Genomic DNA, 22101 nt, shown 5'->3' with positions numbered 1-22101 from the left:
AGAGCTGGTGCCAGGACTACGAGACGAGGCTCGCGGTGCCCGCGACGATCATCACGACGTCCTTCTCGACGGAGAGGAACCCGTCCTCGGCGTCAGCGGTGAGCTTCCGTCCGTCTGCGAGGGTGAGGCGGACCTCTCCCTTCGCGAGGATCGCGAGCATCGGCTCGTGACCCGGAAGGATGCCGATCTCGCCCTCGACCGTGCGAGCGACGACCATCGACGCCTCGCCGGACCACACCTCGTGGTCCGCCGCGACGACGTTGACGGTGAGCGGAGCGCTCGCCATGATCAGCCGTTCTCCTTCTGGATCTGGGCCCACTTCTCCTCGACGTCGCTGATCGCGCCGACGTTGAAGAAGGCCTGCTCAGCGACGTGGTCGAACTCGCCCTTGGCGATGGCGTCGAACGACTCGATGGTCTCCTTGAGCGGAACCGTCGAGCCCTCGACACCCGTGAACTTCTTCGCCATGTAGGTGTTCTGCGAGAGGAACTGCTGGATGCGGCGCGCACGCGACACCGTGACCTTGTCCTCCTCCGAGAGCTCGTCGACACCGAGGATGGCGATGATCTCCTGCAGTTCCTTGTTCTTCTGGAGGATCTGCTTGACGGTGGTCGCGACGCGGTAGTGGTCCTCGCCCAAGTAGCGGGGGTCGAGGATGCGGCTCGTCGAGGTGAGCGGGTCGACGGCCGGGTACAGGCCCTTCGACGCGATCTCACGCGACAGCTCCGTCGTCGCGTCGAGGTGCGCGAACGTCGTTGCGGGCGCCGGGTCGGTGTAGTCGTCGGCGGGGACGTAGATCGCCTGGAGCGACGTGATCGAGTGACCACGCGTCGAGGTGATGCGCTCCTGCAGCTGACCCATCTCGTCGGCGAGGTTCGGCTGGTAACCCACGGCGGACGGCATACGGCCGAGCAACGTGGACACCTCGGAACCGGCCTGCGTGAAGCGGAAGATGTTGTCGATGAAGAGCAGCACATCCTGCTTCTGCACGTCGCGGAAGTACTCCGCCATCGTGAGCGCGGAGAGCGCGACACGGAGACGCGTTCCCGGCGGCTCGTCCATCTGGCCGAAGACGAGGGCGGTCTTGTCGAAGACGCCCGCCTCTTCCATCTCGCTGATGAGGTCGTTGCCCTCACGGGTGCGCTCGCCGACACCGGCGAACACCGACACACCACCGTGGTCCTGCGCGACGCGCTGGATCATCTCCTGGATGAGGACCGTCTTGCCGACGCCCGCACCACCGAAGAGGCCGATCTTCCCACCCTGCACGTACGGCGTGAGGAGGTCGATGACCTTGATGCCGGTCTCGAAGAGCTGCGTCTTGGACTCGAGCTGGTCGAAGCGCGGGGGCTTCCGGTGGATCGGCCAGCGCTCCGTGATCTCGATGGTCTCGCCCGGCTCAGCGTTGAGCACCTCGCCGATGACGTTGAAGACCTTGCCCTTGGTGACGTCGCCGACGGGAACCGAGATGGCCTCGCCCGTGTCGGTGACCTCCTGGCCGCGGACGAGACCGTCCGTCGGCTTGAGGGCGATGGCGCGCACGAGGTCGTCGCCGAGGTGCTGGGCGACCTCGAGCGTGATGACCGTCGAGTCCTCGCCGATCGTGATGGTCGTCTTGAGCGCGTTGTAGATGTCGGGGATCGCGTCGTGAGGGAACTCGATGTCGACGACGGGACCGGTCACTCGCGCGATCCGGCCGACTCCGGCCTTCTGCTCGGACGCCGGGCCCGTGGCTTCGGCAGTGATAGTCATTGGTCTTCTTCTCTCTTCGTGGTCTGTCGTCACTTGGATGTGGAGAGGGCGTCGGCGCCGCCGACGATCTCCGCGATCTGCTGGGTGATCTCTGCCTGACGTGCGTTGTTACGCAGTCGGGTGTAGTCGGTGATGAGGGTGTCGGCATTGTCGCTCGCCGACTTCATCGCCTTCTGCGTGGCGGCGTGCTTCGCCGCGGCGGACTGGAGCATGGCGTTGAAGATACGGCTCTCGATGTACACCGGGAGCAGCTGGTCGAGGACCGTCGCCGCGTCCGGCTCGAACTCGTAGAGCGGCAGGATCTCGGAAGCTGTGTCGTCCGCTTCCGCCTCGACGACCTCGAGCGGCAGCAGCCGCACCGTCTCCGGCGTCTGCGTGATCATGCTCACGAAGCGGTTGAACACGAGCACGATCTCGTCGACTCCCCCATCGGCGGCGTCCTGAGCGAACGCCTCCAGGAGGGTCGACGCGATCTCGCGCGCGGTCTCGAAGTCGGGGTTGTCCGTCCCGCCCTGCCAGTCCTTCACGAACGAGCGGCGGCGGAACTGGAAGTACCCGACCGCCTTGCGGCCGACGAGGTAGTGCACGACGTCCTTGCCCTGCTCGCGCAGGAGTTCGGTGAGCTCGCCCGCCTCGCGGAGGATCTGCGAGTTGAACGCACCCGCGAGACCACGGTCCGACGAGAAGACGACGACCGCCGTGCGGGTGATCCGCTCGGGTTCCGTGGTGAGCGGGTGGTCGACGTTCGAGTGGGTCGCGACCGCAGAGACGGCACGGGTGATCGCCCGCGAGTACGGCGCGGACGCCTGTACCCGTGCCTGCGCCTTCTGGATGCGCGAGGCGGCGATGAGCTCCATCGCCTTGGTGATCTTCTTGGTCGTCTGCGCAGACTTGATCTTCTGCGTGTAGACCCGGAGTGAGGCTGCCATGGACTAGCGGCGACCCTTCACGATCTTCTCCTGGCCGACGTTCTCGGCCTCGAGGGCGTCGACGTCCTCCGAACCCGGGTCACCGATCCCGTGGCCGTCGCCTGCCTGGAACTCGAGCGCGAACGCATCGACGGCCTTCTCGAGCTCCGCGGTCGTGTCGTCGTCGAGGACGTTCGTCTCGCGCAGCGTCGTCAGGACGTTGGTGTTGCGTCCCAGGTAGTCGAGCATCTCGCGCTCGAAGCGCAGGACGTCCTCGATCGCGACGTTGTCGAGCTTGCCCTTCGTGCCGGCCCAGATCGAGACGACCTGCTCCTCCACGGGGTACGGCGAGTACTGCGGCTGCTTGAGCAGCTCGGTGAGGCGGGCGCCTCGAGCGAGCTGGCGGCGGCTGGCCGGGTCGAGGTCGGACGCGAACATCGCGAACGCCTCGAGCGAGCGGTACTGGGCGAGCTCGAGCTTGAGCGTTCCCGAGACCTTCTTGATGGACTTGACCTGCGCGTCACCACCGACTCGCGAGACCGAGATTCCGACGTCGACCGCGGGACGCTGGTTGGCGTTGAAGAGGTCGGACTGGAGGAAGATCTGGCCGTCGGTGATCGAGATCACGTTGGTCGGGATGTACGCCGAGACGTCGTTCGCCTTCGTCTCGATGATCGGCAGACCGGTCATCGAACCCGCGCCGAGCTCGTCGGAGAGCTTCGCGCAACGCTCGAGCAGACGGGAGTGCAGGTAGAAGACGTCGCCGGGGTACGCCTCGCGCCCCGGCGGACGACGGAGGAGCAGGGACACCGCACGGTAGGCCTCGGCCTGCTTCGACAGGTCGTCGAAGATGATCAGGACGTGCTTGCCGCCGTACATCCAGTGCTGGCCGATGGCCGAGCCGGTGTAGGGGGCGAGGTACTTGAAGCCGGCGGGGTCCGATGCGGGAGCGGCGACGATCGTCGTGTACTCCATGGCGCCGGCGTCCTCGAGCGCACCCTTCACGGATGCGATCGTGGAACCCTTCTGGCCGATCGCGACGTAGATGCAGCGGACCTGCTTGTTCTCGTCACCCGACTCCCAGTTGGCCTTCTGGTTGATGATCGTGTCGATCGCGATGGCCGTCTTACCGGTCTGGCGGTCGCCGATGATGAGCTGGCGCTGACCGCGACCCACGGGGATCATGGCGTCGATCGCCTTGATGCCCGTCTGGAGCGGCTCGTGCACCGACTTGCGCTGCATGACGCCGGGGGCCTGGAGCTCGAGCGCGCGGCGCGACTCCGAGGCGACGTCACCGAGGCCGTCGATCGGGTTTCCGAGCGCGTCGACGACACGGCCGAGGTAGCCGTCGCCGACGGGGACCGAGAGGACCTCGCCCGTGCGGGTGACTTCCTGGCCCTCTTCGATACCGGTGAACTCACCGAGCACGACGACACCGATCTCGTCCTCGTCGAGGTTGAGGGCGAGGCCGAGGGTGCCGTCCGCGAACCGGACGAGCTCGTTGGCCATGACGCCGGGGAGCCCCTCGACGTGCGCGATGCCGTCGGACGCGTTCGTGACGTGGCCGACCTCGGTCGTCGTCGCGCCGTTCGGCTCGTACGATCCGACGAAGTCCTTCAGCGCATTCCGGATCTCGTCCGGGCTGATCGTGAGTTCTGCCATCTTCTTCCCTATCTGTGGGGTGTTCCCGTGTATTGCCGTCGCCTGGCGTCAGCCGGCGAGTTGTCTTCTGAGCTCGCCCAAACGGGTCGAGACACTTCCGTCGATGACGTCGTCCGCCACCTGGATACGGAGCCCGCCGATGACCGCAGGATCGACGACTTCGTTGATCGTGAGGTTGCGGCCGTAGCTCGCCGACAGCGCCGACCGGAGCCGCTCGAGCTGCTGCTCTCCGAGCGGCACCGCGCTCGTGACCGTGGCGACCGTCTGCCCCTTCTGGTCTGCGACGACGCGAGCGGCGTGACGCAGGAGCTCACCGATGCGGCGGCCGCGGGGCTGCTGCACGAGAGCGCTCAGGATCGTGACCGTCGCGGGTGAGGCCTTGCCGTCGAGCAGGCGCGAGACGAGGACGCCCTTCGCCTCCGGACGGCCGAGCTTCGTTCCGAGGGCGAGCTCGAGCTGCGCGTCGCTCGAGACGACGCGCCCGAAGGCGAACAGCTCCGAGGCGATGGAGGCCTGGTCGCCGGTGGCGACGGCCGAGGCTCGGAGCGCGAGATCCTCGATTCCCTCGAGCAGATCCTCAGCGCTCGACCAGCGGGCCGTGACGAGCGACGAGACGAGGGAACGCGTGGTCTCCCCCGTGCCGTCACCGAAGACCCGCTCGACGATGGCCGACTTCGTGGCCGCCGGGATGGCGGAGTCGTGAAGGAGGCTCCGGAGCTGCAGGGAGTCGCCGACGACCCGCCCGACCTGGAACAGTTCCGCCGCGACCGTGAGGTCGACGGAACCCGTCGCGTCGAGAACCTGCTTCGACGCGGCGAGTGCCTCCCGAGTTGCGCTACCCATGACTGGTTAGTTGTTCCTTGCTGAAGGGCTGGCCTTCTCCGATGCCTCGAGGTCCGCGAGGAAGCGGTCCACGAGGGCGGAGGCCTTCGCGTCGTCCGCGAGGGTCTCTCCGATGACGTTTCCGGCGAGGTCGAGAGCGAGCGTGCCCACGTCGCGACGGAGTGTCACGACGGCGGCCTGGCGCTCGGCCTCGATCTGGGCCTGAGCGCCGACCGTGACGCGCTGCGCCTCGGCGACGGCCTGTTCCCGGGCCTCGGCGATGATCTTCTTGCCGTCCTCGCGAGCGCCTTCGCGGATCGCGGCGGCTTCCTGACGAGCCTCGGCGAGCTGGGCGGTGTACTGCTCGAGAGCAGCCTCCGCCTGACGCTGAGCCTCGTCGGCCTTCGCGATGTTGCCCTCGATCGCTGCGGAACGCTCGTCGAGCATCTTCTGCAGCCGGGGGAGGAAGACGCGCCAGAACGCGAACAGGATGACGACGAAGCAGACCAGCGACCAGGTGATGTCGTACCACTCCGGAATGACCGGGTTGTGCGACTCACCCTCTGCTGCAGCTGCAAGCGATGCGTGAAGCATCATGCCTCCTAGATTCGGTGGGGCGAGGTCAGTTGGTGAAGATGAAGTACGTCGCGATACCGATGAAGGCGAGCGCCTCGGTGAACGCGATACCGATGTACATCAGCACCTGGAGACGGCCGGCGAGCTCTGGCTGGCGGGCGACACCCTCGATCGTCTTTCCGACGACGATGCCGACGCCGATGGCCGGGCCGATCGCGGCGAGGCCGTAGCCGACCGTCGCGATGTTTCCGTTGATCTCGGCGAGAAGGGTGGTGGAGTCCACTGTGTTTCCTTTCGTAGGGACGTCGAGGCGGGCGCCCGACGGATTAGTGCTCTTCGGCGACCGCGAGCTGGATGTAGACCGCGGTGAGAAGTGTGAAGACGTACGCCTGGAGGACGGCCACCAGGATCTCGAACAGGGTGAACACGAAACCGAAGGCGAGGGTGCCCACTCCGAAGAGTGTGTACCAGCCGCCGGCCGTGAAGAGGAAGAACTGCGTCGCCGAGAAGAACAGGACGAGCAGCAGGTGACCGACGACCATGTTCATGAGCAGTCGCAGCGTGAGCGTCACGGGACGCAGCACGAACGCCGACACGAACTCGATCGGTGTCACGATGATGTAGAGGAACTTCGGCACACCGGGCGGGAAGAGCGCGTTCTTGAAGAACGCACCCGCGTTGTTGCGGATGCCCGCGTAGATGAACGCGATGTACGCGACGGCGGCGAGCACGAGGGGCACGCCGATGACGCTCGTTCCGGCGATGTTCAAGAACGGGATGATTCCCGTGAGGTTCATGAACAGCACCATGAAGAAGATCGTGGTGAGGATCGGCAGGAACCGCTTGCCGTCCTTCTCCCCGAGCAGATCGAAGGCGATGTTGTTGCGGACGAGTCCGAGGCCCATCTCGATGATGCTCTGGAAACGACCCGGGACGACCTTCATCCGGCGGGTGCCGAGGTAGAAGACGATCAGCAGGACGGCGACCGCGAGGAAGCGGACGAGCATGATGCGGTTGATCTCGAAGGGGGTTCCTTCGAAGAACAGTGCCCCGGGGAAGAACTCGTCGATCGAGGGAGCGTGAAAACCACCATCATCGGTTGCAGTTTGGACCAGCAAGTTCACAGCGAGTGCTTTCAGCGCTATCTCCTGTTTCGGGGCGTGGAGCTCTGCTCTCGCGACGACGAACGTTCGGAAGACGCCAGCCCGATTCGAGAAGAGCCCGAGGCGGCAACGCCCGGACACACTTCACGTGTGGGAATCGGTTGGGGAATCTCCTCTAACTCTATCAATATTCCGGACAAGCGCGAATCCGCGCGGAGAAATCAGTCGTCGCTCGCGCGGTACTCCGGAAGGCGTACGTCACTCGCGTACGGCATCCGCGATCGCGCGATGACCACGCAGTCGATGATGAGCGTTCCGACGACCCCGACGATGAGGCTGAGGAACAGGATCGTCGGGTTCACCCACGGCTGCTCGCGCAGGAGCCAGGCGGCGACGAGGAACAGCACGAACTTGAGGACCCAGCCGCCCATGACGACGCCGAAGTAGATCGGCACGAACATGTCGGAGCCCGAGAACCGGTTCGCGAAGAGGATGCTCCCCGCCGTGATGCCGAGGAAGAACGCCGCGATGAGGGTGCCGAGCAGTCCACTCACGAGCCCGCGCTGCCCGTCGACGGCGAAGCCCACTCCCCCGGCGACGACGGCCAGCACGAGGGCGAAGACGCCGCCCCAGAGGAGCGCGGAACGGAGGATGGGGTTGGAGCTCACCGGGTGTCTTCCTTCTGTTGGCCGTCGAGGGCGCGTTGGTTCTGGTGGCCGTCGAGGGCGCGTGGGTTCTCGAGAGCGTCTATCTCGATGCGCTCGGCGAGCTTCACGACGGCCTCGGGCACGATGGCGTCGGGGGCCAGGGTGTTCGCGGCCTCGTCGAGCGGATCGTACGCGGCGATGTCGAGCCGTTCGGCGATCTCCTCTGGCACCGACTGCGCCGTGCTCTGGGCGCGCTTCCGGCGACCGAGCGGCGCGAGCGTGACGATCGTGCACGTCACGACGCCGACGATGAGGAACGTGAGCGCGATCGTGTAGGGCTGGAACACGTAGAACATGAGGCTCGACACCGAGATCACGATCGTCCACGCGTAGAAGATGAGCACGGCCGCCACTTGGGAGTGCCCCATGTCGAGGAGCCGGTGGTGGAGATGCAACCGGTCGGCGCTGAACGGCGACTTCCCCGCGCGGAGACGACGCGTCACGGCGAGTCCGAAGTCGAGCAACGGGACGACGAGGATCGCGAACGGCAGGATGATCGGGATGAAGGCACCGATCAGCTGGGTGCGGCCGAAGCGGTCGGGGCCCTCGATGAACGCCGGGTCCATCTGGCCGGTGATGGCGATCGCGCTCGTGGCCATGAGCAGACCGACGAGCAGCGCTCCCGCATCCCCCATGAAGAGCTTCGCGGGGTGCCAGTTGAGCGGGAGGAAGCCCGCGCAGATCCCGCAGACCACCGCGGAGATGAGGAGAGACAGACTGAAGTAGTCGGACGGGCTGATCTGGCGGACGAGCAGGTAGCCGTAGAGGAAGAAGACGCCATTGGCGATGAGGCTGACTCCCGCGACGAGACCGTCGAGGCCGTCGATGAAGTTCACGGCGTTCATGACGAGCACGATCGCGAAGACCGTCATCGCGACCGACATCCAGCCGGAGCCGACGGTGAGGCCACCGATCGGGAGCGAGTAGATCTGCACGCCCAGCCAGGCGATGAGGCCGGCCGCGAGGAACTGGCCCGCGAGCTTGATCATCCAGTCGAGATCCCAGATGTCGTCGGCCATCCCGATGACGACGATGAGCAGCGCTGCCCCGAGGATCGCCCAGACGGGACCGGGATTGGCGAAGATGAGGCGGTAGTAGGGGTTGAACGACGCTACGAAGAACGCCGCGACGACCCCGAAGAACATCGCGATGCCGCCGAGTCGGGGCGTCGGTCGCGTGTGCACGTCGCGTGTGCGGATCTCGGGGTAGAGCTTCCACTTGTGTGCGGCGCGGAGGACCGCGAGGCACAGGACGAACGTCACGAGGGCAGCGAAGGCCGCGATGAGGACGTACTGGATCATGAGTCGTCAGGCCACCCGCCACCGGCGAGGTTCGACCCGAGGACGCGACGCAGCTCGTCTCCCGAGACGGCGCCGTTGCGCAGGATCGAGACCGTGCCGTCCGGCAGGGTGAGCCCCGTCGCGTCGATGATCGTCGAGGCCCCCGAGTCACCGCTCGGGCCGCCGTCGAGGTAGACGGCGACGCTGTCGGCCAGCATCGCCTCGGCCTCCTGGGCGGTCGTGGCGGCGGGACGGCCCGTGAGGTTCGCCGACGAGACCGCGAGCGGGCCCGTCTCCTCGAGCAGTTCGAGTGCGATGGGGTTCGCGGGCATCCGCACGGCGACGGTACCGGCGGTGTCGCCGAGGTCCCACGCGAGCGAGGGCTGAGCCTGGAGGACGATCGTGAGGCCGCCGGGCCAGAACTCCGTCACGAGATCGCGGACGACGTCCGGCAGCTCGGCGACGAGCGCCTCGAGAGTCGCGATCCCCGGCACGAGCACGGGCGGAGGCTGCGACCGCGTGCGCCCCTTGGCGTCGAGGAGGCGGGCGACGGCCTTCGGAGCGAAGGCGTCGGCGGCGACCCCGTAGACGGTGTCGGTGGGGATGACGACGAGCTCACCCTTCGCGATCGCCTGGCGGGCGAGGCGCATGCCGGTGAGCAACTGGGAATCGACGGAGCAGTCGTAGACGCGGGACATCGGGTGTGATTCTACCGGCGCTCCCGGAGAACACCCGTGAGGTGTCGCGTTTCGTCCCTTCTCGGCCGCTCGGTGCGACGAGAAGCGACAGCTCGCCTATGGGCGGACAACGGCTCCCCCACACGCCCCATGAGCGTCCCCGCCGGGTCGGACAGGGGTATTAGCGGGTGGCGCTCGTGATGCGGTCGCGCTGCGTGAGGTCGCGGAACGTCGCGGGCGCCTCCCAGCCGTCGGCCGCGAGGATGTCGCGGATCGCCTCACCCTGGAGCTCGCCGTGCTCGATGAGGACGCGCCCGCCCGTCCGCAATAGCCGACGCGCCGTCACCGACACCTCGCGCACGACGTCGAGGCCGTCCGCTCCCCCGTAGAGGGCGTGGGACGGATCGTGCAGCCGCACCTCCGGGTCGCGCGGGACCGCCGCGTCCGGGACGTACGGCGGATTCGACACGACCAACGCGACGGTGCCGTCGAGTCGGGCGAGCGCGTGCGCGATGTCGTCGAACACGACGGTCGCGTTCGTCGCGCCCACCTGGTCGGCGTTCTGCCGCGCCCAGACGAAGGCGTCGACCGAGTTCTCGACGGCGAAGACCGTCGATTGGGGCACCTCGGTCGCGATCGAGAGGGCGATGGCGCCGGATCCGGCGCCGAGGTCGACGGCGATCGGTTCCGGATCGGGGAGCGCACGGAGCTCGTCGATGGCGTACTGGACGAGCAGTTCCGTCTCCGGCCGCGGCACGAAGACCCCGGGACCGACCGAGAGCCGGAGCGAACGGAACCACGCGGTGCCCGTGATGTGCTGCACGGGTTCCCGAGCGGCCCGACGGGCGACGTACTCCGCGAGTTGGGCCGCGTCGCGGGAGGGCAGCGAGCGACCCATGACGATCGCCGCTGCGAGTTCGCCGCGGCCGAGGCCCGTGACGTGACCGATGAGCAGCTCGGCGTCGACCTCCGGGGTCGGAACGCCCGCGGCGGTGAGACGCTCGACGGCGGCCGCGCGCGCGGCGGCGAGGGTGGTTTCGGGTGGGGTGCTCATGAGGGTTCCGACGGAGGGGCGGGGGTCGGACACACAGCCTAGTCAATAGGGGGCCCGCGCGTCGCCCCAGCCGTTGCCGCCGTCATCTCGGCGACACCCGCGGGTGCGCGGTTTAGGCTGGGCGCTGTACTCATCGACGCATCCCTCCGACGAAGGACCCTCATGACCGGCACGATCCACTCCGACATCACCGCGGCGTTCGGCAACACCCCTCTCGTCCGCATCAACCGACTCGCGAGCGAGACGGACGCGACCATCCTCGCGAAGCTCGAGTTCTACAATCCGGGCTCGAGCGTCAAGGACCGACTCGGCGTCGCGATCGTCGACGCGGCGGAACGCTCGGGCGAGCTCAAGCCGGGCGGCACGATCGTCGAGGGCACGAGCGGCAACACGGGCATCGCGCTCGCTCTCGTGGGCGCCGCCCGCGGGTATCGCGTCGTCCTCACGATGCCGTCGTCGATGAGCCAGGAGCGCCGTGTCCTGCTGCGCGCCTTCGGCGCGGAACTCGTCCTCACGGAGCCGGCCCTCGGCATGAAGGGCGCCGTGGAGAAGGCCCAGGAGATCGTCGAGTCGACGCCGGGCGCGATCTGGGCGAAGCAGTTCGCGAACGCGGCGAATGCGGAGATCCACCGGAAGACCACCGCGGAGGAGATCTGGCGCGACACCGACGGAGGCGTCGACATCTTCGTCGCGGGCGTCGGCACGGGCGGGACCATCACGGGTGTCGGCCAGGTGCTCAAGGAGCGGAAGCCGGACGTTCAGATCGTCGCCGTGGAGCCGATCGACTCCCCCATCCTCAACGGCGGCAAGCCGGGACCGCACAAGATCCAGGGCATCGGCGCGAACTTCGTGCCCGAGGTCCTCGACACGACCGTGTACGACGAGGTCGTCGACGTGTCGTTCGATGACGCGATCGCCGTTGCGAAGCAGATGGCGTCGCAGGAGGGCATCCTCGCGGGTGTCTCCTCGGGCGCGATCATGTGGGCGGCCCTCGAACTCGCGAAGCGCCCCGAGAACGCGGGCAAGACCATCGTCGCGATCGTGTGCGACACCGGTGAGCGCTACATCTCGACGCCGCTCTGGGCCGACCTCACCGACTAGTCGACGTCGTGAGTCTGCTCTCCCGGGTCCGCGAGGACGTGGTCGCCGCGCGCGTCCACGATCCCGCGGCGCGCACGGATCTCGAGATCGTACTCGGGTACTCCGGACTGCACGCCATCTGGGCGCACCGCGTGAACGCGCGCGTCTGGCGTGCCGGTTTCCGGTTGCCGGCCCGCTTGGGTTCGCAGTTCGTCCGGTTCCTCACCGGGGTCGAGATCCACCCGGGGGCGACGATCGGGCGCCGTTTCTTCATCGACCACGGCATGGGCGTCGTGATCGGTGAGACGGCGGAGATCGGCGACGACGTCATGCTCTACCACGGCGTCACCCTCGGCGGGAAGAGTCGCGGGAAGGGCAAGAGGCACCCGACGCTCGGCGACGGGGTCCAGGTGGGTGCCGGCGCGAAGATCCTCGGGCCCATCGTCGTCGGGCGCGGCAGCATCGTGGGCGCGAACGCGGTCGTCACGCGTGACGCTCCCCCGGACTCGCTCCTCGTGGGCGTCCCGGCGCGCGCGCGCCCGCGTGGCACCGCCGCCTCTCACGGCCTACCCACCCCCGAGTACCTCATCTGACCCCCCTAAACACTTTCTATGTGCATCAATTTTCGTGCACATAGGAAGTGTTCAGGGGGGTCAGTCGGCGACGGCGGAGAGGCGGGCCTCTTCGTCCGCCTCGATCGCCGAGGCGATCAGCGGGTCGAGCGCTCCGTTCATGACAGCATCGAGGTTGTACGCCTTGTAACCCGTCCGGTGATCCGCGATGCGGTTCTCCGGGAAGTTGTACGTCCGAATGCGCTCCGACCGGTCCATCGTGCGGATCTGGCTCTTACGAGCCGCGCTGTCGAGCTCCGCCTGCTCCTCCTGCCGACGCGCGAGGATCCGGGCACGCAGCACACGCATCCCCGCCTCGCGGTTCTGGAGCTGGCTCTTCTCGTTCTGCATCGACACGACGATGCCCGTCGGAAGGTGCGTGATGCGCACCGCCGAGTCCGTCGTGTTGACGGACTGACCGCCGGGACCGCTCGACCGGTAGACGTCGATCTTCAGGTCGTTCTGGTTGATCTCGACCTCCTCGGGCTCATCGACCTCGGGGAAGACGAGCACGCCCGTCGTCGAGGTGTGGATGCGACCTTGCGACTCGGTCACGGGGACGCGCTGCACGCGGTGGACGCCGCCCTCGTACTTGAGGTGAGCCCAGACGCCCTGCGAGGGGTCGGTCGCGTTCGACTTGATGGCGACCTGCACATCCTTGTACCCGCCGAGGTCGCTCTCGGTGCGCTCGAGGAGCTCGGTCTTCCACCCCTTCGACTCGGCGTAGTGGAGGTACATCCGCAAGAGGTCTGCCGCGAAGAGCGCACTCTCCGCGCCGCCCTCACCACCCTTGATCTCCATGATGACGTCACGCCCGTCGTCGGGGTCGCGCGGGATGAGCAGCCGGCGGAGCTTCTCCTGCGAGGTCTGCACGAGCTCCTCGAGCGCCGGTACCTCCTCGGCGAAGGCCTCGTCCTCCTTGGCGAGCTCACGCGCCGCCTCGAGGTCGTCCTTCGCCTGGTTCCACGTCGCTTCGGCCGCGACGATGCGCGACAGCTCGGCGTACCGGCGGTTCACGCGCTTCGAGCGTGCGGGATCGGCGTGCAGCGCCGGGTCGGCGAGCTCGTCCTGCAGCTCCTTGTGCTCCTTCTTGAGCACCTCGACCGATTCGAACATGGTGACTTCCTCCTGGAAGACTCGGGAAAACCCTACGCGGAAAGCACTGAACCCACCCGGTGGCCGAGGCACATGCCTCCGGCGCTCCGGGTGGGTTCGGTGGGGTCGCTAGCGGTGGTCGCGCTCGTGACCGTGGCTGTGGCCGTTGGCCGCGGGCTGCGGCATCGACTTCTGCATCTGCACGAGGAACTCGACGTTCGAGGTCGTCTCCTTGAGCTTGCCGAGCACGACCTCGAGAGCCTGCTGCTGGTCGAGGCCGGCGAGGGCGCGACGCAGCTTCCAGGTGATCTTGACCTCGTCGTTCGACAAGAGCATCTCCTCCCGGCGGGTGGACGACGCGTTGACGTCGACGGCCGGGAAGATGCGCTTGTCGGCGAGCTGGCGCGAGAGGCGCAGCTCAGAGTTGCCGGTGCCCTTGAACTCCTCGAAGATGACCTCGTCCATCTTGGACCCGGTCTCGACGAGCGCCGTCGCGAGGATGGTGAGCGAGCCACCGTTCTCGATGTTGCGGGCCGCACCGAAGAAGCGCTTCGGCGGGTAGAGCGCCGACGCGTCGACGCCGCCGGAGAGGATGCGACCGGAGGCCGGGGCCGCCAGGTTGTACGCACGACCCAAGCGGGTGATCGAGTCGAGCAGCACGACGACGTCGTGGCCGAGCTCGACGAGGCGCTTCGCACGCTCGATCGCGAGTTCGGCGACCGTCGTGTGGTCCTCGGCGGGGCGGTCGAAGGTCGAGGCGATGACCTCGCCCTTCACCGTGCGCTGCATGTCGGTGACCTCTTCGGGCCGCTCGTCGACGAGCACGACCATGAGGTGGACCTCGGGGTTGTTGATCGAGATGGCGTTCGCGATCTGCTGCAGCACGATCGTCTTACCGGCTTTCGGCGGCGCGACGATGAGGCCGCGCTGGCCCTTGCCGATCGGCGCGACGAGGTCGATGATGCGCTGCGTGAGCTTGCCCTGCTCCGTCTCGAGGCGCAGACGCTCCTGCGGGTAGAGCGGCGTGAGCTTGCCGAACTCGACGCGCGTGCCGGCTTCGTCGACGGGCTGGCCGTTGACGCTGTCGACCTTCACGATCGCGTTGTACTTCTGGCGCGAGTTGTTCTCGCCTTCGCGCGGCTGACGGATCGCACCGACGACCGCGTCGCCCTTGCGCAGGTTGTACTTCTTGACCTGGCCGAGCGAGACGTACACGTCGTTCGTGCCGGGGAGGTAACCCGTGGTGCGCACGAACGCGTAGTTGTCGAGAACGTCGAGGATGCCCGCGACGGGGATGAGGACGTCGTCCTCGGAGATCTCCGGCTCAGCGTCGTCGCCCGCTGCACCGCCACGACGCTTGCGGTCGCGGTAACGCCCGCGGCCGCGGCCCTCGGCGTCGTCCTGCTGCTGCTGCGCGGTGGTGCGGTTGCGGTCGCGGCCTTGCTGCTCGGCATCGGCCTTCTCGGCGCGGTCCCGGCCCTGCTGGTCGCGGTTCTGCTGGTCGCGGTTCTGCTGGTCACGCCCCTGCTCGGCCTGGGCGTTGGCGTTGCTCTGGCCGCGCCCGCCGTTCTGCGCAGCGCCGTTCTGCCCGTTGCCCGCCTGAGCGTTGCCGTTCTGCGCCGGAGCGTTCTGGTCGCCGCCACGGTTGCGGTTGCGACCGCGCGAGCGGCCCTGGCGCGGCTGCTGCTCGTCGCCCTCGTTCTGCTCGCCGCGCTCGGGCTGCTGCTCCTCCACCTCGGTGGAGTCGTCGGCCCGGTCCTGCTGGTCCTGGTTGTCCTGCTGGTCCTGCTGGTCCTGGTCGTTGTTGCGACGGCCACGACCACGACGGTTGCCACGCTTGTTCTGGCGCTCGCGACCGTTCTGCTCGGAACCGTTCTGCTCGGAGCCCTGCTGCTCGGAACCGTTCTGCTCGCCGGAGTCAGCCGAAGCGGACTCAGCCGGAGCGGCCTCGACCGAACCGGACTCGACCGGAGCGGCCTCGGCGGGGGCGTCGGCGACGACGTCGGCCGGCTGAACCGTGGGGGTCGAGGGGATCTGCGCGGGCTGGTCGGCGTTGACGTGGCCGGCCGCGGGGACGGAGGCGCGCTGGACGTCCTCGCTCGTGGCGCGACGCGAACCGCGACGGCGACCCGTGGGCGCCGTAGCCGGAGCGGACTCGGCTGGAGCGGATTCGGCCGGAGCGGATTCGGCCGGAGCCGAATCGACGGGAGCGGCCTCGACCGGAGCGGCGGCGGGCACCGTGGCCGGAGCGGCCTCGGCCTGGGCGGCCGAGTGCTCGGGGGCGTCGCCGGCGGGCGCGTTCGCCTCGTCGACGTCGACCTCGGTGGCGACACCGGCGGCCGCGAGGCTCGCCTCCGACGGCACCGCGGTGCCGTCGAGCGTGCTGTCGCCCGAGTCGTCGACGGAGGAGAGCTGCTTGCTCGCGGCGGTGATCGCCTCGACGAGCTCACCCTTCCGGAGTTTGGATGCATCGGCGATGCCCCATTCGGCGGCCAACTGCTTGAGTTCGGCGACCTTGAGGGATCCGATGGCAACACTGTTGTCCGCGATGCGATCGCGGAGACTGACGTCTGACACTAAGAGATTTTCCTTTCTCCTACGGTGTGGTCCGATGACCACGAGAGGAGAGCCGTTCGCCGGCGATCAGGCCCGGCGTCGGCCTGGAGAGAACACTGCCTCTCGAAGCACGCTGCCGGGATGTCCGCGCAAGAGGGCGCGGGCGCATCGACCAGAGCGAAGGTGATGAGTGAGTGGAATCGATCCGAGCGGTGAATCCGCGTGCTAGGCGGGATCCCCCGGGATCGCTTCCACTGTAGCACCCTTGACGTCGACGGCCAGCATGAGCGGAGCCCAGTGCACACCTGCGTGTCGCGCGATAAGATCGGCGGCTTCGAGCCGCTGCCCCGCCCCGTTGGCGAGCACGAGGACCGAGGGCCCCGCCCCGGAGACGACCGCGGGTAGACCGTGTTCGCGCAGCAGCGCGACGACGTGGGCCGTCTCGGGCATCGCCGACGCGCGGTAGCTCTGGTGCAGCTTGTCCTCGGTCGCGGCGAACAGCAGTTCCGGGCTCTGCGTCAGAGCGGCGACGAGGAGAGCCGATCGGGAGACGTTGAACACGGCGTCCTCGTGCGGCACGTGCTCCGGCTGAAGGCTCCGCGCGACCTTCGTCGAGAGTGTCGTCTCGGGCACGAGGATGAGCGGGGAGACCCCACGGTGCACGAGCAGCGTCTTCTGCGCGGGCCCGGCGAGTGTCGTCCACGCGATCGCGAGGCCGCCGAACAGGGCCGGCGCGACGTTGTCGGGATGCCCCTCGATCTCGGTCGCGAGGCGCAGGAGGGTCTCGTCGTCGACGTCGACGACGCCCTCGAGCAGCCCCTTCGCGGCCACGATCCCGGCGACGACCGCGGCGCCCGACGAGCCGAGGCCACGGCCATGCGGGATCGTGTTGCGGGCGTGCAGTTCGAGCCCGGGGGCCTCGACGCCGAGCGCCGAGAGCGCATGAAGGAGGGACGACGCGACGAGGTTCGACTCGTCCGTCGGGACCTCGCCTGCTCCGACGCCCTCGACGTGTACTCGCACGCCGGGTCGCTCGACGGCTTCGACCGTGAGTTCGTCGTACACGGAGAGCGCGAGCCCGAGCGTGTCGAATCCGGGACCGAGGTTCGCCGTGGTCGCCGGCACGCGGACGGCGACGCGACGGCCGACGAGGCTCACGCGGTCGTTCCCGCCCGGAGTCCGAGGACTCCCGCGACTTCGGAGACGTCGGCGTCCACGACCGTGGGGGTCACGTCCGAACCGTCGGCCGTGCGGAGCGCCCACTGCGGGTCCTTGAGGCCGTGGCCCGTGACCGTGAGCACACACACCGATCCCGTGGGGACCTCGCCGGCCTCGGACCGCTCGAGGAGCCCGGCGACGGAGATCGCGGACGCGGGCTCGACGAACACGCCGACCTCGCGCGAGAGGATGCGCTGGGCCTCGAGGATCTGCTCGTCCTCGATCGCCCCGAAGTAGCCGTCGGTCTTCTCGCGCGCGGCGAGCGCGGGCTCCCACGACGCGGGGTTGCCGATGCGGATGGCGCTCGCGATCGTGTCCGGGTGCCGCACGACCGAGCCCGAGACGAGCGGCGCGCTGCCCGCGGCCTGGAAGCCGAACATGCGCGGGAGCTTCGTCGCGACGCCGCGCTCGACCTCTTCCGAGTAGCCGCGCGTGTACGCGGTGTAGTTGCCGGCGTTGCCGACGGGGATGAAGTGGAAGTCGGGAGCGTCCTCGAGCACCTCGACGACCTCGAAAGCCGCGGTCTTCTGCCCCTCGATGCGGTCGTTGTTGACCGAGTTCACGAGGTGGACCGGGTAGTGCTCGGCGAGTTCGCGCGCGATGTCGAGGCAGTCGTCGAAGTTGCCCTGGATCTGGATGAGCTCACCGTTGTGGGCGATCGCCTGGCTGAGTTTTCCCATCGCGATCTTGCCCTCGGGGACGAGCACCGCAGCGGTGATGCCGGCGTGGGCGGCGTAGGCGGCGGCCGACGCGGACGTGTTCCCGGTCGACGCGCAGATCACGGCTTTCGCGCCGTGCTCGACGGCCTTCGAGATCGCCATGGTCATGCCGCGGTCCTTGAAGGAACCCGTGGGATTCATCCCCTCGTACTTGACGAAGACACGGGCGCCCGTGCGGGCGGAGAGCGCGGGCGCGGAGATGAGGGGCGTTCCGCCCTCACCGAGCGTGACGATCGGCGTCGCGTCCGTCACGTCGAGACGGTCGCGGTATTCGTGCAGGACTCCGCGCCACTGCTTCGCCATCGTCAGGCTCCTTCGATTCTCAGGACGCTGCGCACGGACTCGACGGCGTCGGAGGCGGCGAGGGCTTCGACCGCGGCTGCGAGGGCCGCGTCGCGCGCGCTGTGGGTGCCGATGACCAGGGTAGCGGTGGCGCGATCGGCCTCCCCGCTCGCGGCGACGTCGTCGGACGCGACGGCGGACGCGCTCGCATCCGCCGCGCTCGTCGACTGCTGCAGGGTCTCGACGGAGACGCCACGGCTCGCGAGGATCCCGGCGAGTTCGGCGAGCACACCGGGCCGGTCATCGACCTCGAGGCTGATGCGGTAACGCGTCTCGGCGGCGCCGATGGGGTGCACGGGCAGGTCGGCGGCGACGGACTCGCCCACACCGACTCCGCCGGCGAGGTGCCGGCGGGCGATCGACACGACGTCGCCGAGCACGGCCGATGCCGTCTGCACTCCCCCGGCGCCCGCTCCGTAGAACATGAGCGGACCGGCGGCCTCGGCCTCGACGAACACGGCGTTGTTGCCGCCGTGCACACTCGCGAGCGGGTGGTCGCGGCGCACGAGCGCCGGGTGGACGCGCGCGGAGACGCCCTCGACGCCGGCGTCGTCGGCGACGCGTTCGGCGATCGCGAGCAGCTTGATGACGTAGCCGGCCTCGCGCGCGGACTCGACGTCCTCGAGTGTGATCGACGAGATGCCCTCGCGGTGCACGCCCGCGGCGGGAACCGTGGTGTGGAACGCGAGCCCCGCGAGGATCGCGGCCTTCTGCGCGGCGTCGTACCCTTCGACGTCGAGGGTCGGGTCGGCCTCGAGGTAGCCGAGTTCGAGCGCGACGCGCTGCGCATCCTCCATGCTGTCGCCGAAGCGGTCCATGCGGTCGAGGATGTAGTTGGTGCTGCCGTTCACGATCGCGAGGATGCGTTCGACGTGATCGCCCGCGAGGCTGTCGCGCAGCGGCCGGATGATCGGGATCGCGGCGGCCACGGCGGCCTCGTAGTAGACCTCGGCGCCCACTCGCGCGGCGGCGGCGAAGATCTCGGCGCCGTGCTCCGCGAGCAGCGCCTTGTTGCCCGTGACGACGTCGGCGCCCGAGCCGATCGCCGCGAGGATGTACGACTTCGCGGGCTCGATGCCGCCGATGAGTTCGACGACGATGTCGGCGCCCTGGATGAGCGTCTCGGCGTCGGTCGTGAAGAGCTCGGCGGGCAGGTCGACGGCGCGCTTGGCGTTCACGTCGCGCACAGCGATACCGACGAGGTCGAGGGAGATCCCCGCTCGTGCGGCGAGCTCGTCGTGGTGCTCGAGCAGGAGCCGGGCGACGTGACCGCCCACGGTTCCGGCTCCGAGCAGGGCCACTCGAAGGCTGCGGGTGTCGCTCATCGGCCATCCAATCCGGCGTCTCGCGCCAACAGTTGGTCTTCGGTCTCGCCTCGGACGAGGACGCGCGCCCGGCCGTCGCGCACCGCGACCACCGCCGCCCTCGTGAGGAAGTTGTAGTTGCTCGCCAGGGAGAAGCAGTAGGCGCCCGTCGCGGGCACGGCGACGAGGTCGCCCGGCCGCACGTCGGCGGGCAGGTAGTCGGCGTTCACGACGATGTCGCCGGACTCGCAGTGCTTGCCCGCGAGGCGGACGAGCTGCGGCGCGGCGTCCGAGGCGCGGTCGACGATGCGCACGGTGTAGTCGGCGCCGTAGAGGGACGGGCGCGCGTTGTCGCTCATGCCCCCGTCGATGCTCACGTACCGGCGGAGCGCCGTGCCGCCCGCCTCGACCGTCGCGTCGAGGTCGGCCACCGCGTCGAGGTCGCCCGAGGTCCCGGCCGCAGCGGCTCCGTCGGTCCGGCCTTCCGCTCCCGGCCCCACACTCAGATCGTGGTCGACTCCGACGTCGACCACGACGTCCTTCGTCGTTCCGACGGTGTAGAGGGTGACGCCCGCTCCCCCGATGATCGAGCGGCCGGGTTCGAAGGCGAGCGCCGGGACGGGGATGTCGAGTTCCGCGCAGCGTGCCGCGACGGTCTCCGCGATCTGCCGGGCGATCGTCTCGATGGGCGTCGGCTCGTCGGCGGGCGTGTAGGCGATGCCGAACCCGCCACCGAGGTTGAGCGAGGGCACCGGGCCGTGCTCGAGGAGTCGTGCGTGCACGGCGAGCAGCCGGTGAGCCGACTCGGAGAACCCGCCGGCGTCGAAGATCTGCGAGCCGATGTGGCAGTGCAGGCCGCGGAAGTCGAGGGACTCGTGCGCGCGGATCGCCGCGACGGCGTCTTCTGCGGCCGCGAGCGTGAGGCCGAACTTCTGGTCCTCGTGCGCCGTCGCGAGGAAGTCGTGCGTCTGCGCATGCACTCCCGAGTTGATGCGGAGCCGCACGCCTTGGCGTACGCCGTGGCGTTCCGCCGCCGCCGCGACACGGTCGATCTCCTGCAGGCTGTCGAGGATGATCGTGCCGACGCCGTTCGTGACCGCCCGCTCGATCTCGGTCTGCGACTTGTTGTTGCCGTGGAAGCCGATGCGGGCGGGCGGAGCGCCCGCGGCGAGCGCGAGGGCGAGCTCGCCACCCGAGCACACGTCGACGTTCAAGCCGGCCTCGAGCATCCAGCGCACGACGTCGGCGGAGAGGAACGCCTTGCCGGCGTAGTACGACGTGGCGCTCGAGCCGATCGCCGTCATCGCGTCGTTGAGCGCTCCCGAGATGCGCGCCGCGTTGTCGCGCGCCATCTGCTCGTCGACGACGTACAGCGGGGTGCCGAAGGAGGCGGCCAAGTCGGTGACCGCGACCCCGGCGATCTCGACGACGCCGTCGTCACGACGCGCCGCACCCGACGGCCACACGCTCGCCGCGAGGGCGTTCACGTCGTCCGGAACGGCGAGCCAGTCGGGCGCGAGTGGATTCGGTGCGCCCGCCGGGGCGGGCGACGTCTGTTCTGGAATCACGGTGAGCCTTGCGTCGTGAGGTGCTGGTCGGTGCTGACGGTGCGTGTGGTGACCGCGCGTGTGGTGACGGTGCGTTGTGGCGGTGACGGATCGCGGTGCCGATCCGTCACTCGGCGGGACCGGTCCCGGGGGTGAGTGGGAGCGTCGCCGTCGGGAGCCCTGGTGGAGTCTCCCGGAAGTCTACCGATCGTGCCACACCGCGGATTCCGCCTCCGGAATCCGCGCGTCACGAGGAACCCCCTGGCGTTCCGCGGTTCAGCCGCAGCTGCCGCGCGACTCGAGCAGCGCGCCCGAGAGCTTCACGTTCGACATGCTGAGCGTGAGGTCCGCCGCCTCCGGCGTCACCTCGAGCCCCGTGAGCTGGGCGCCCTCCGGCAGGTAGTCGGCCACGCACACGGTGACGGGTGCGTCCCCGACGAGCCGTTCGAGCACGGGGGCCACATCGACGGAGCCCAGGTCGGTCGTGAGCTCGGCCGTCTCCGGCGTGAGGATGAGCGACGTGCCCGCCGCTTGCGGGATGACGCTCAAGAGGTAGGAGAACTGGATGCCGAGGAAGGCCGAGCTGTTCTCGTACGCGAGGGTACCGTCGCCGAGCGACAGGTCGGGGTCGCCGGACGGCAGCGTGATGAGGGAGTTGAGCGCCGTCTCGTCGAGGGTCGCGGTCGCGTCGATGTGACCGACGGGCTGCTTGACGTCGGTCGGCACCTCCGTCGCGTCGACGCGGATGCCGAGCGGGATTCCGTCGACCGTGGCGTCCTCATCACTCATGATGACGTGGTCGAGCCGTCCGCTGAGCAGTTGCGCGATGACCCAGTCGCCCTCGATCGAGACGTCGACGTCGGCCTCGACGTTCTCGGGGAGGCGTTGCTCCACTTGGCCCTTCACGACGTCTTCCGCGATCGCGCGGGCAATCGAGTCACCCGCGAACAGCGCGATGACCCCGAGCACCAGGAGGACGATGGCGACCACGAGGCCGATCACCCAGCGCCTCACCCGGCTCGGGTTCTTCTCGACGGGCCGTGCCACGAAGAAATCTTCGGTCATGTCTCATCCGTTCCGATGCTCGG

Annotated in this window: 21 protein-coding genes; 2 read left to right on the top strand and 19 right to left on the bottom strand. The window is 68.6% G+C overall.

Translation table 11 applies throughout. From position 1 onward, the window contains the following. Nucleotides 1-16: 16 nt before the first annotated feature. The 12 genes from ELQ92_RS05565 to prmC form a co-directional block, all read right to left on the bottom strand. A complete protein-coding gene (locus tag ELQ92_RS05565) occupies nucleotides 17-286 on the bottom strand; it encodes a F0F1 ATP synthase subunit epsilon (RefSeq protein ID WP_128497930.1) in 270 nt (89 codons plus the stop codon). A gap of 2 nt (nucleotides 287-288) precedes the next feature. Continuing rightward, the gene (gene atpD, locus ELQ92_RS05560) at nucleotides 289-1746 is read right to left on the bottom strand and encodes a F0F1 ATP synthase subunit beta (RefSeq protein WP_208004251.1); all 1458 of its coding nucleotides are present in this window, start codon (nucleotides 1744-1746) and stop codon (nucleotides 289-291) included. 35 nt (nucleotides 1747-1781) lie between these two features. Further along, nucleotides 1782-2681: a F0F1 ATP synthase subunit gamma gene (locus ELQ92_RS05555; RefSeq protein WP_128497928.1), complete on the bottom strand. Its 900-nt coding sequence runs from the start codon at nucleotides 2679-2681 to the stop codon at nucleotides 1782-1784. A 3-nt stretch (nucleotides 2682-2684) separates the two neighbouring features. Next, nucleotides 2685-4322, bottom strand: coding sequence for a F0F1 ATP synthase subunit alpha (gene atpA / locus ELQ92_RS05550; RefSeq protein ID WP_128497927.1), 1638 nt, complete (start codon nucleotides 4320-4322; stop codon nucleotides 2685-2687). 48 nt (nucleotides 4323-4370) lie between these two features. Next, nucleotides 4371-5165 (bottom strand): F0F1 ATP synthase subunit delta, encoded by a 795-nt coding sequence (locus tag ELQ92_RS05545; protein WP_128497926.1) that lies wholly within the window; start codon nucleotides 5163-5165, stop codon nucleotides 4371-4373. Nucleotides 5166-5171: 6 nt separating this feature from the next. Further along, nucleotides 5172-5738 (bottom strand): F0F1 ATP synthase subunit B, encoded by a 567-nt coding sequence (locus tag ELQ92_RS05540; RefSeq protein WP_128498056.1) that lies wholly within the window; start codon nucleotides 5736-5738, stop codon nucleotides 5172-5174. Between the two features lie 28 nt (nucleotides 5739-5766). After that, nucleotides 5767-6003 (bottom strand): ATP synthase F0 subunit C, encoded by a 237-nt coding sequence (gene atpE, locus ELQ92_RS05535; RefSeq protein WP_128495930.1) that lies wholly within the window; start codon nucleotides 6001-6003, stop codon nucleotides 5767-5769. 43 nt (nucleotides 6004-6046) lie between these two features. Beyond that, nucleotides 6047-6844: a F0F1 ATP synthase subunit A gene (gene atpB, locus ELQ92_RS05530; RefSeq protein WP_128497925.1), complete on the bottom strand. Its 798-nt coding sequence runs from the start codon at nucleotides 6842-6844 to the stop codon at nucleotides 6047-6049. A gap of 200 nt (nucleotides 6845-7044) precedes the next feature. Continuing rightward, a complete protein-coding gene (locus ELQ92_RS05525; protein WP_128497924.1) occupies nucleotides 7045-7491 on the bottom strand; it encodes a Cg1360 family ATP-synthase-associated protein in 447 nt (148 codons plus the stop codon). After that, a complete protein-coding gene (locus ELQ92_RS05520) occupies nucleotides 7488-8831 on the bottom strand; it encodes an MraY family glycosyltransferase (protein ID WP_128497923.1) in 1344 nt (447 codons plus the stop codon). The genes ELQ92_RS05525 and ELQ92_RS05520 overlap by 4 nt, the downstream gene beginning before the upstream one ends. Next, nucleotides 8828-9508: an L-threonylcarbamoyladenylate synthase gene (locus tag ELQ92_RS05515; RefSeq protein WP_128497922.1), complete on the bottom strand. Its 681-nt coding sequence runs from the start codon at nucleotides 9506-9508 to the stop codon at nucleotides 8828-8830. The genes ELQ92_RS05520 and ELQ92_RS05515 overlap by 4 nt, the downstream gene beginning before the upstream one ends. A 160-nt stretch (nucleotides 9509-9668) precedes the next feature. Continuing rightward, a complete protein-coding gene (prmC, locus tag ELQ92_RS05510; RefSeq protein WP_128497921.1) occupies nucleotides 9669-10541 on the bottom strand; it encodes a peptide chain release factor N(5)-glutamine methyltransferase in 873 nt (290 codons plus the stop codon). A gap of 162 nt (nucleotides 10542-10703) precedes the next feature. Between prmC and cysK the strand changes: the two genes are divergently transcribed. Further along, on the top strand, nucleotides 10704-11642 hold the full coding sequence (gene cysK / locus ELQ92_RS05505; protein ID WP_128497920.1) for a cysteine synthase A: 939 nt from the start codon (nucleotides 10704-10706) through the stop codon (nucleotides 11640-11642). An 8-nt stretch (nucleotides 11643-11650) separates the two neighbouring features. Then, complete coding sequence (epsC, locus tag ELQ92_RS05500; protein ID WP_128497919.1) at nucleotides 11651-12214, top strand: serine O-acetyltransferase EpsC; 564 nt, start codon at nucleotides 11651-11653, stop codon at nucleotides 12212-12214. A gap of 60 nt (nucleotides 12215-12274) precedes the next feature. Here the strand turns inward: epsC and prfA are convergent, their stop codons facing one another. From prfA to ELQ92_RS05465, 7 genes are all read right to left on the bottom strand, one after another. After that, on the bottom strand, nucleotides 12275-13348 hold the full coding sequence (prfA, locus tag ELQ92_RS05495) for a peptide chain release factor 1 (protein WP_128497918.1): 1074 nt from the start codon (nucleotides 13346-13348) through the stop codon (nucleotides 12275-12277). Between the two features lie 108 nt (nucleotides 13349-13456). Continuing rightward, a complete protein-coding gene (gene rho / locus ELQ92_RS05490) occupies nucleotides 13457-15904 on the bottom strand; it encodes a transcription termination factor Rho (RefSeq protein ID WP_128497917.1) in 2448 nt (815 codons plus the stop codon). 204 nt (nucleotides 15905-16108) lie between these two features. Then, nucleotides 16109-17041, bottom strand: a complete 933-nt coding sequence (gene thrB / locus ELQ92_RS05485) for a homoserine kinase (protein ID WP_128497916.1) — start codon at nucleotides 17039-17041, stop codon at nucleotides 16109-16111. Beyond that, the gene (gene thrC / locus ELQ92_RS05480) at nucleotides 17038-18123 is read right to left on the bottom strand and encodes a threonine synthase (protein WP_128497915.1); all 1086 of its coding nucleotides are present in this window, start codon (nucleotides 18121-18123) and stop codon (nucleotides 17038-17040) included. The genes thrB and thrC overlap by 4 nt, the downstream gene beginning before the upstream one ends. A 2-nt stretch (nucleotides 18124-18125) precedes the next feature. Continuing rightward, entirely contained in the window at nucleotides 18126-19487 is a 1362-nt protein-coding gene (locus ELQ92_RS05475; RefSeq protein ID WP_128497914.1) for a homoserine dehydrogenase, read from the bottom strand. After that, nucleotides 19484-21034: a diaminopimelate decarboxylase family protein gene (locus ELQ92_RS05470; protein WP_243694873.1), complete on the bottom strand. Its 1551-nt coding sequence runs from the start codon at nucleotides 21032-21034 to the stop codon at nucleotides 19484-19486. Before ELQ92_RS05470 ends, ELQ92_RS05475 begins: the two co-directional genes overlap by 4 nt. A gap of 255 nt (nucleotides 21035-21289) precedes the next feature. After that, on the bottom strand, nucleotides 21290-22078 hold the full coding sequence (locus ELQ92_RS05465; protein ID WP_128497913.1) for an LmeA family phospholipid-binding protein: 789 nt from the start codon (nucleotides 22076-22078) through the stop codon (nucleotides 21290-21292). Between the last annotated feature and the right edge of the window lie 23 nt (nucleotides 22079-22101).

This window comes from Labedella populi (assembly GCF_004078655.1).
Lineage (GTDB): Bacteria > Actinomycetota > Actinomycetes > Actinomycetales > Microbacteriaceae > Labedella > Labedella populi.
Note: the sequence above shows the minus strand (reverse complement) of the source record. Positions and strands in the feature narration are given on the sequence as shown.

Excerpts from the sequence above, each read along its gene's own strand:
- ELQ92_RS05565 (WP_128497930.1), bottom strand. The coding sequence starts at position 286 with ATGGCGAGCGCTCCGCTCACCGTCAACGTCGTCGCGGCGGACCACGAG.
- ELQ92_RS05555 (WP_128497928.1), bottom strand. The coding sequence starts at position 2,681 with ATGGCAGCCTCACTCCGGGTCTACACGCAGAAGATCAAGTCTGCGCAG.
- atpA (WP_128497927.1), bottom strand. The coding sequence starts at position 4,322 with ATGGCAGAACTCACGATCAGCCCGGACGAGATCCGGAATGCGCTGAAG.
- ELQ92_RS05545 (WP_128497926.1), bottom strand. The coding sequence starts at position 5,165 with ATGGGTAGCGCAACTCGGGAGGCACTCGCCGCGTCGAAGCAGGTTCTC.
- ELQ92_RS05540 (WP_128498056.1), bottom strand. The coding sequence starts at position 5,738 with ATGCTTCACGCATCGCTTGCAGCTGCAGCAGAGGGTGAGTCGCACAAC.
- ELQ92_RS05520 (WP_128497923.1), bottom strand. The coding sequence starts at position 8,831 with ATGATCCAGTACGTCCTCATCGCGGCCTTCGCTGCCCTCGTGACGTTC.
- ELQ92_RS05515 (WP_128497922.1), bottom strand. The coding sequence starts at position 9,508 with ATGTCCCGCGTCTACGACTGCTCCGTCGATTCCCAGTTGCTCACCGGC.
- prmC (WP_128497921.1), bottom strand. The coding sequence starts at position 10,541 with ATGAGCACCCCACCCGAAACCACCCTCGCCGCCGCGCGCGCGGCCGCC.
- cysK (WP_128497920.1), top strand. The coding sequence starts at position 10,704 with ATGACCGGCACGATCCACTCCGACATCACCGCGGCGTTCGGCAACACC.
- prfA (WP_128497918.1), bottom strand. The coding sequence starts at position 13,348 with ATGTTCGAATCGGTCGAGGTGCTCAAGAAGGAGCACAAGGAGCTGCAG.
- thrC (WP_128497915.1), bottom strand. The coding sequence starts at position 18,123 with ATGGCGAAGCAGTGGCGCGGAGTCCTGCACGAATACCGCGACCGTCTC.
- ELQ92_RS05475 (WP_128497914.1), bottom strand. The coding sequence starts at position 19,487 with ATGAGCGACACCCGCAGCCTTCGAGTGGCCCTGCTCGGAGCCGGAACC.
- ELQ92_RS05465 (WP_128497913.1), bottom strand. The coding sequence starts at position 22,078 with ATGACCGAAGATTTCTTCGTGGCACGGCCCGTCGAGAAGAACCCGAGC.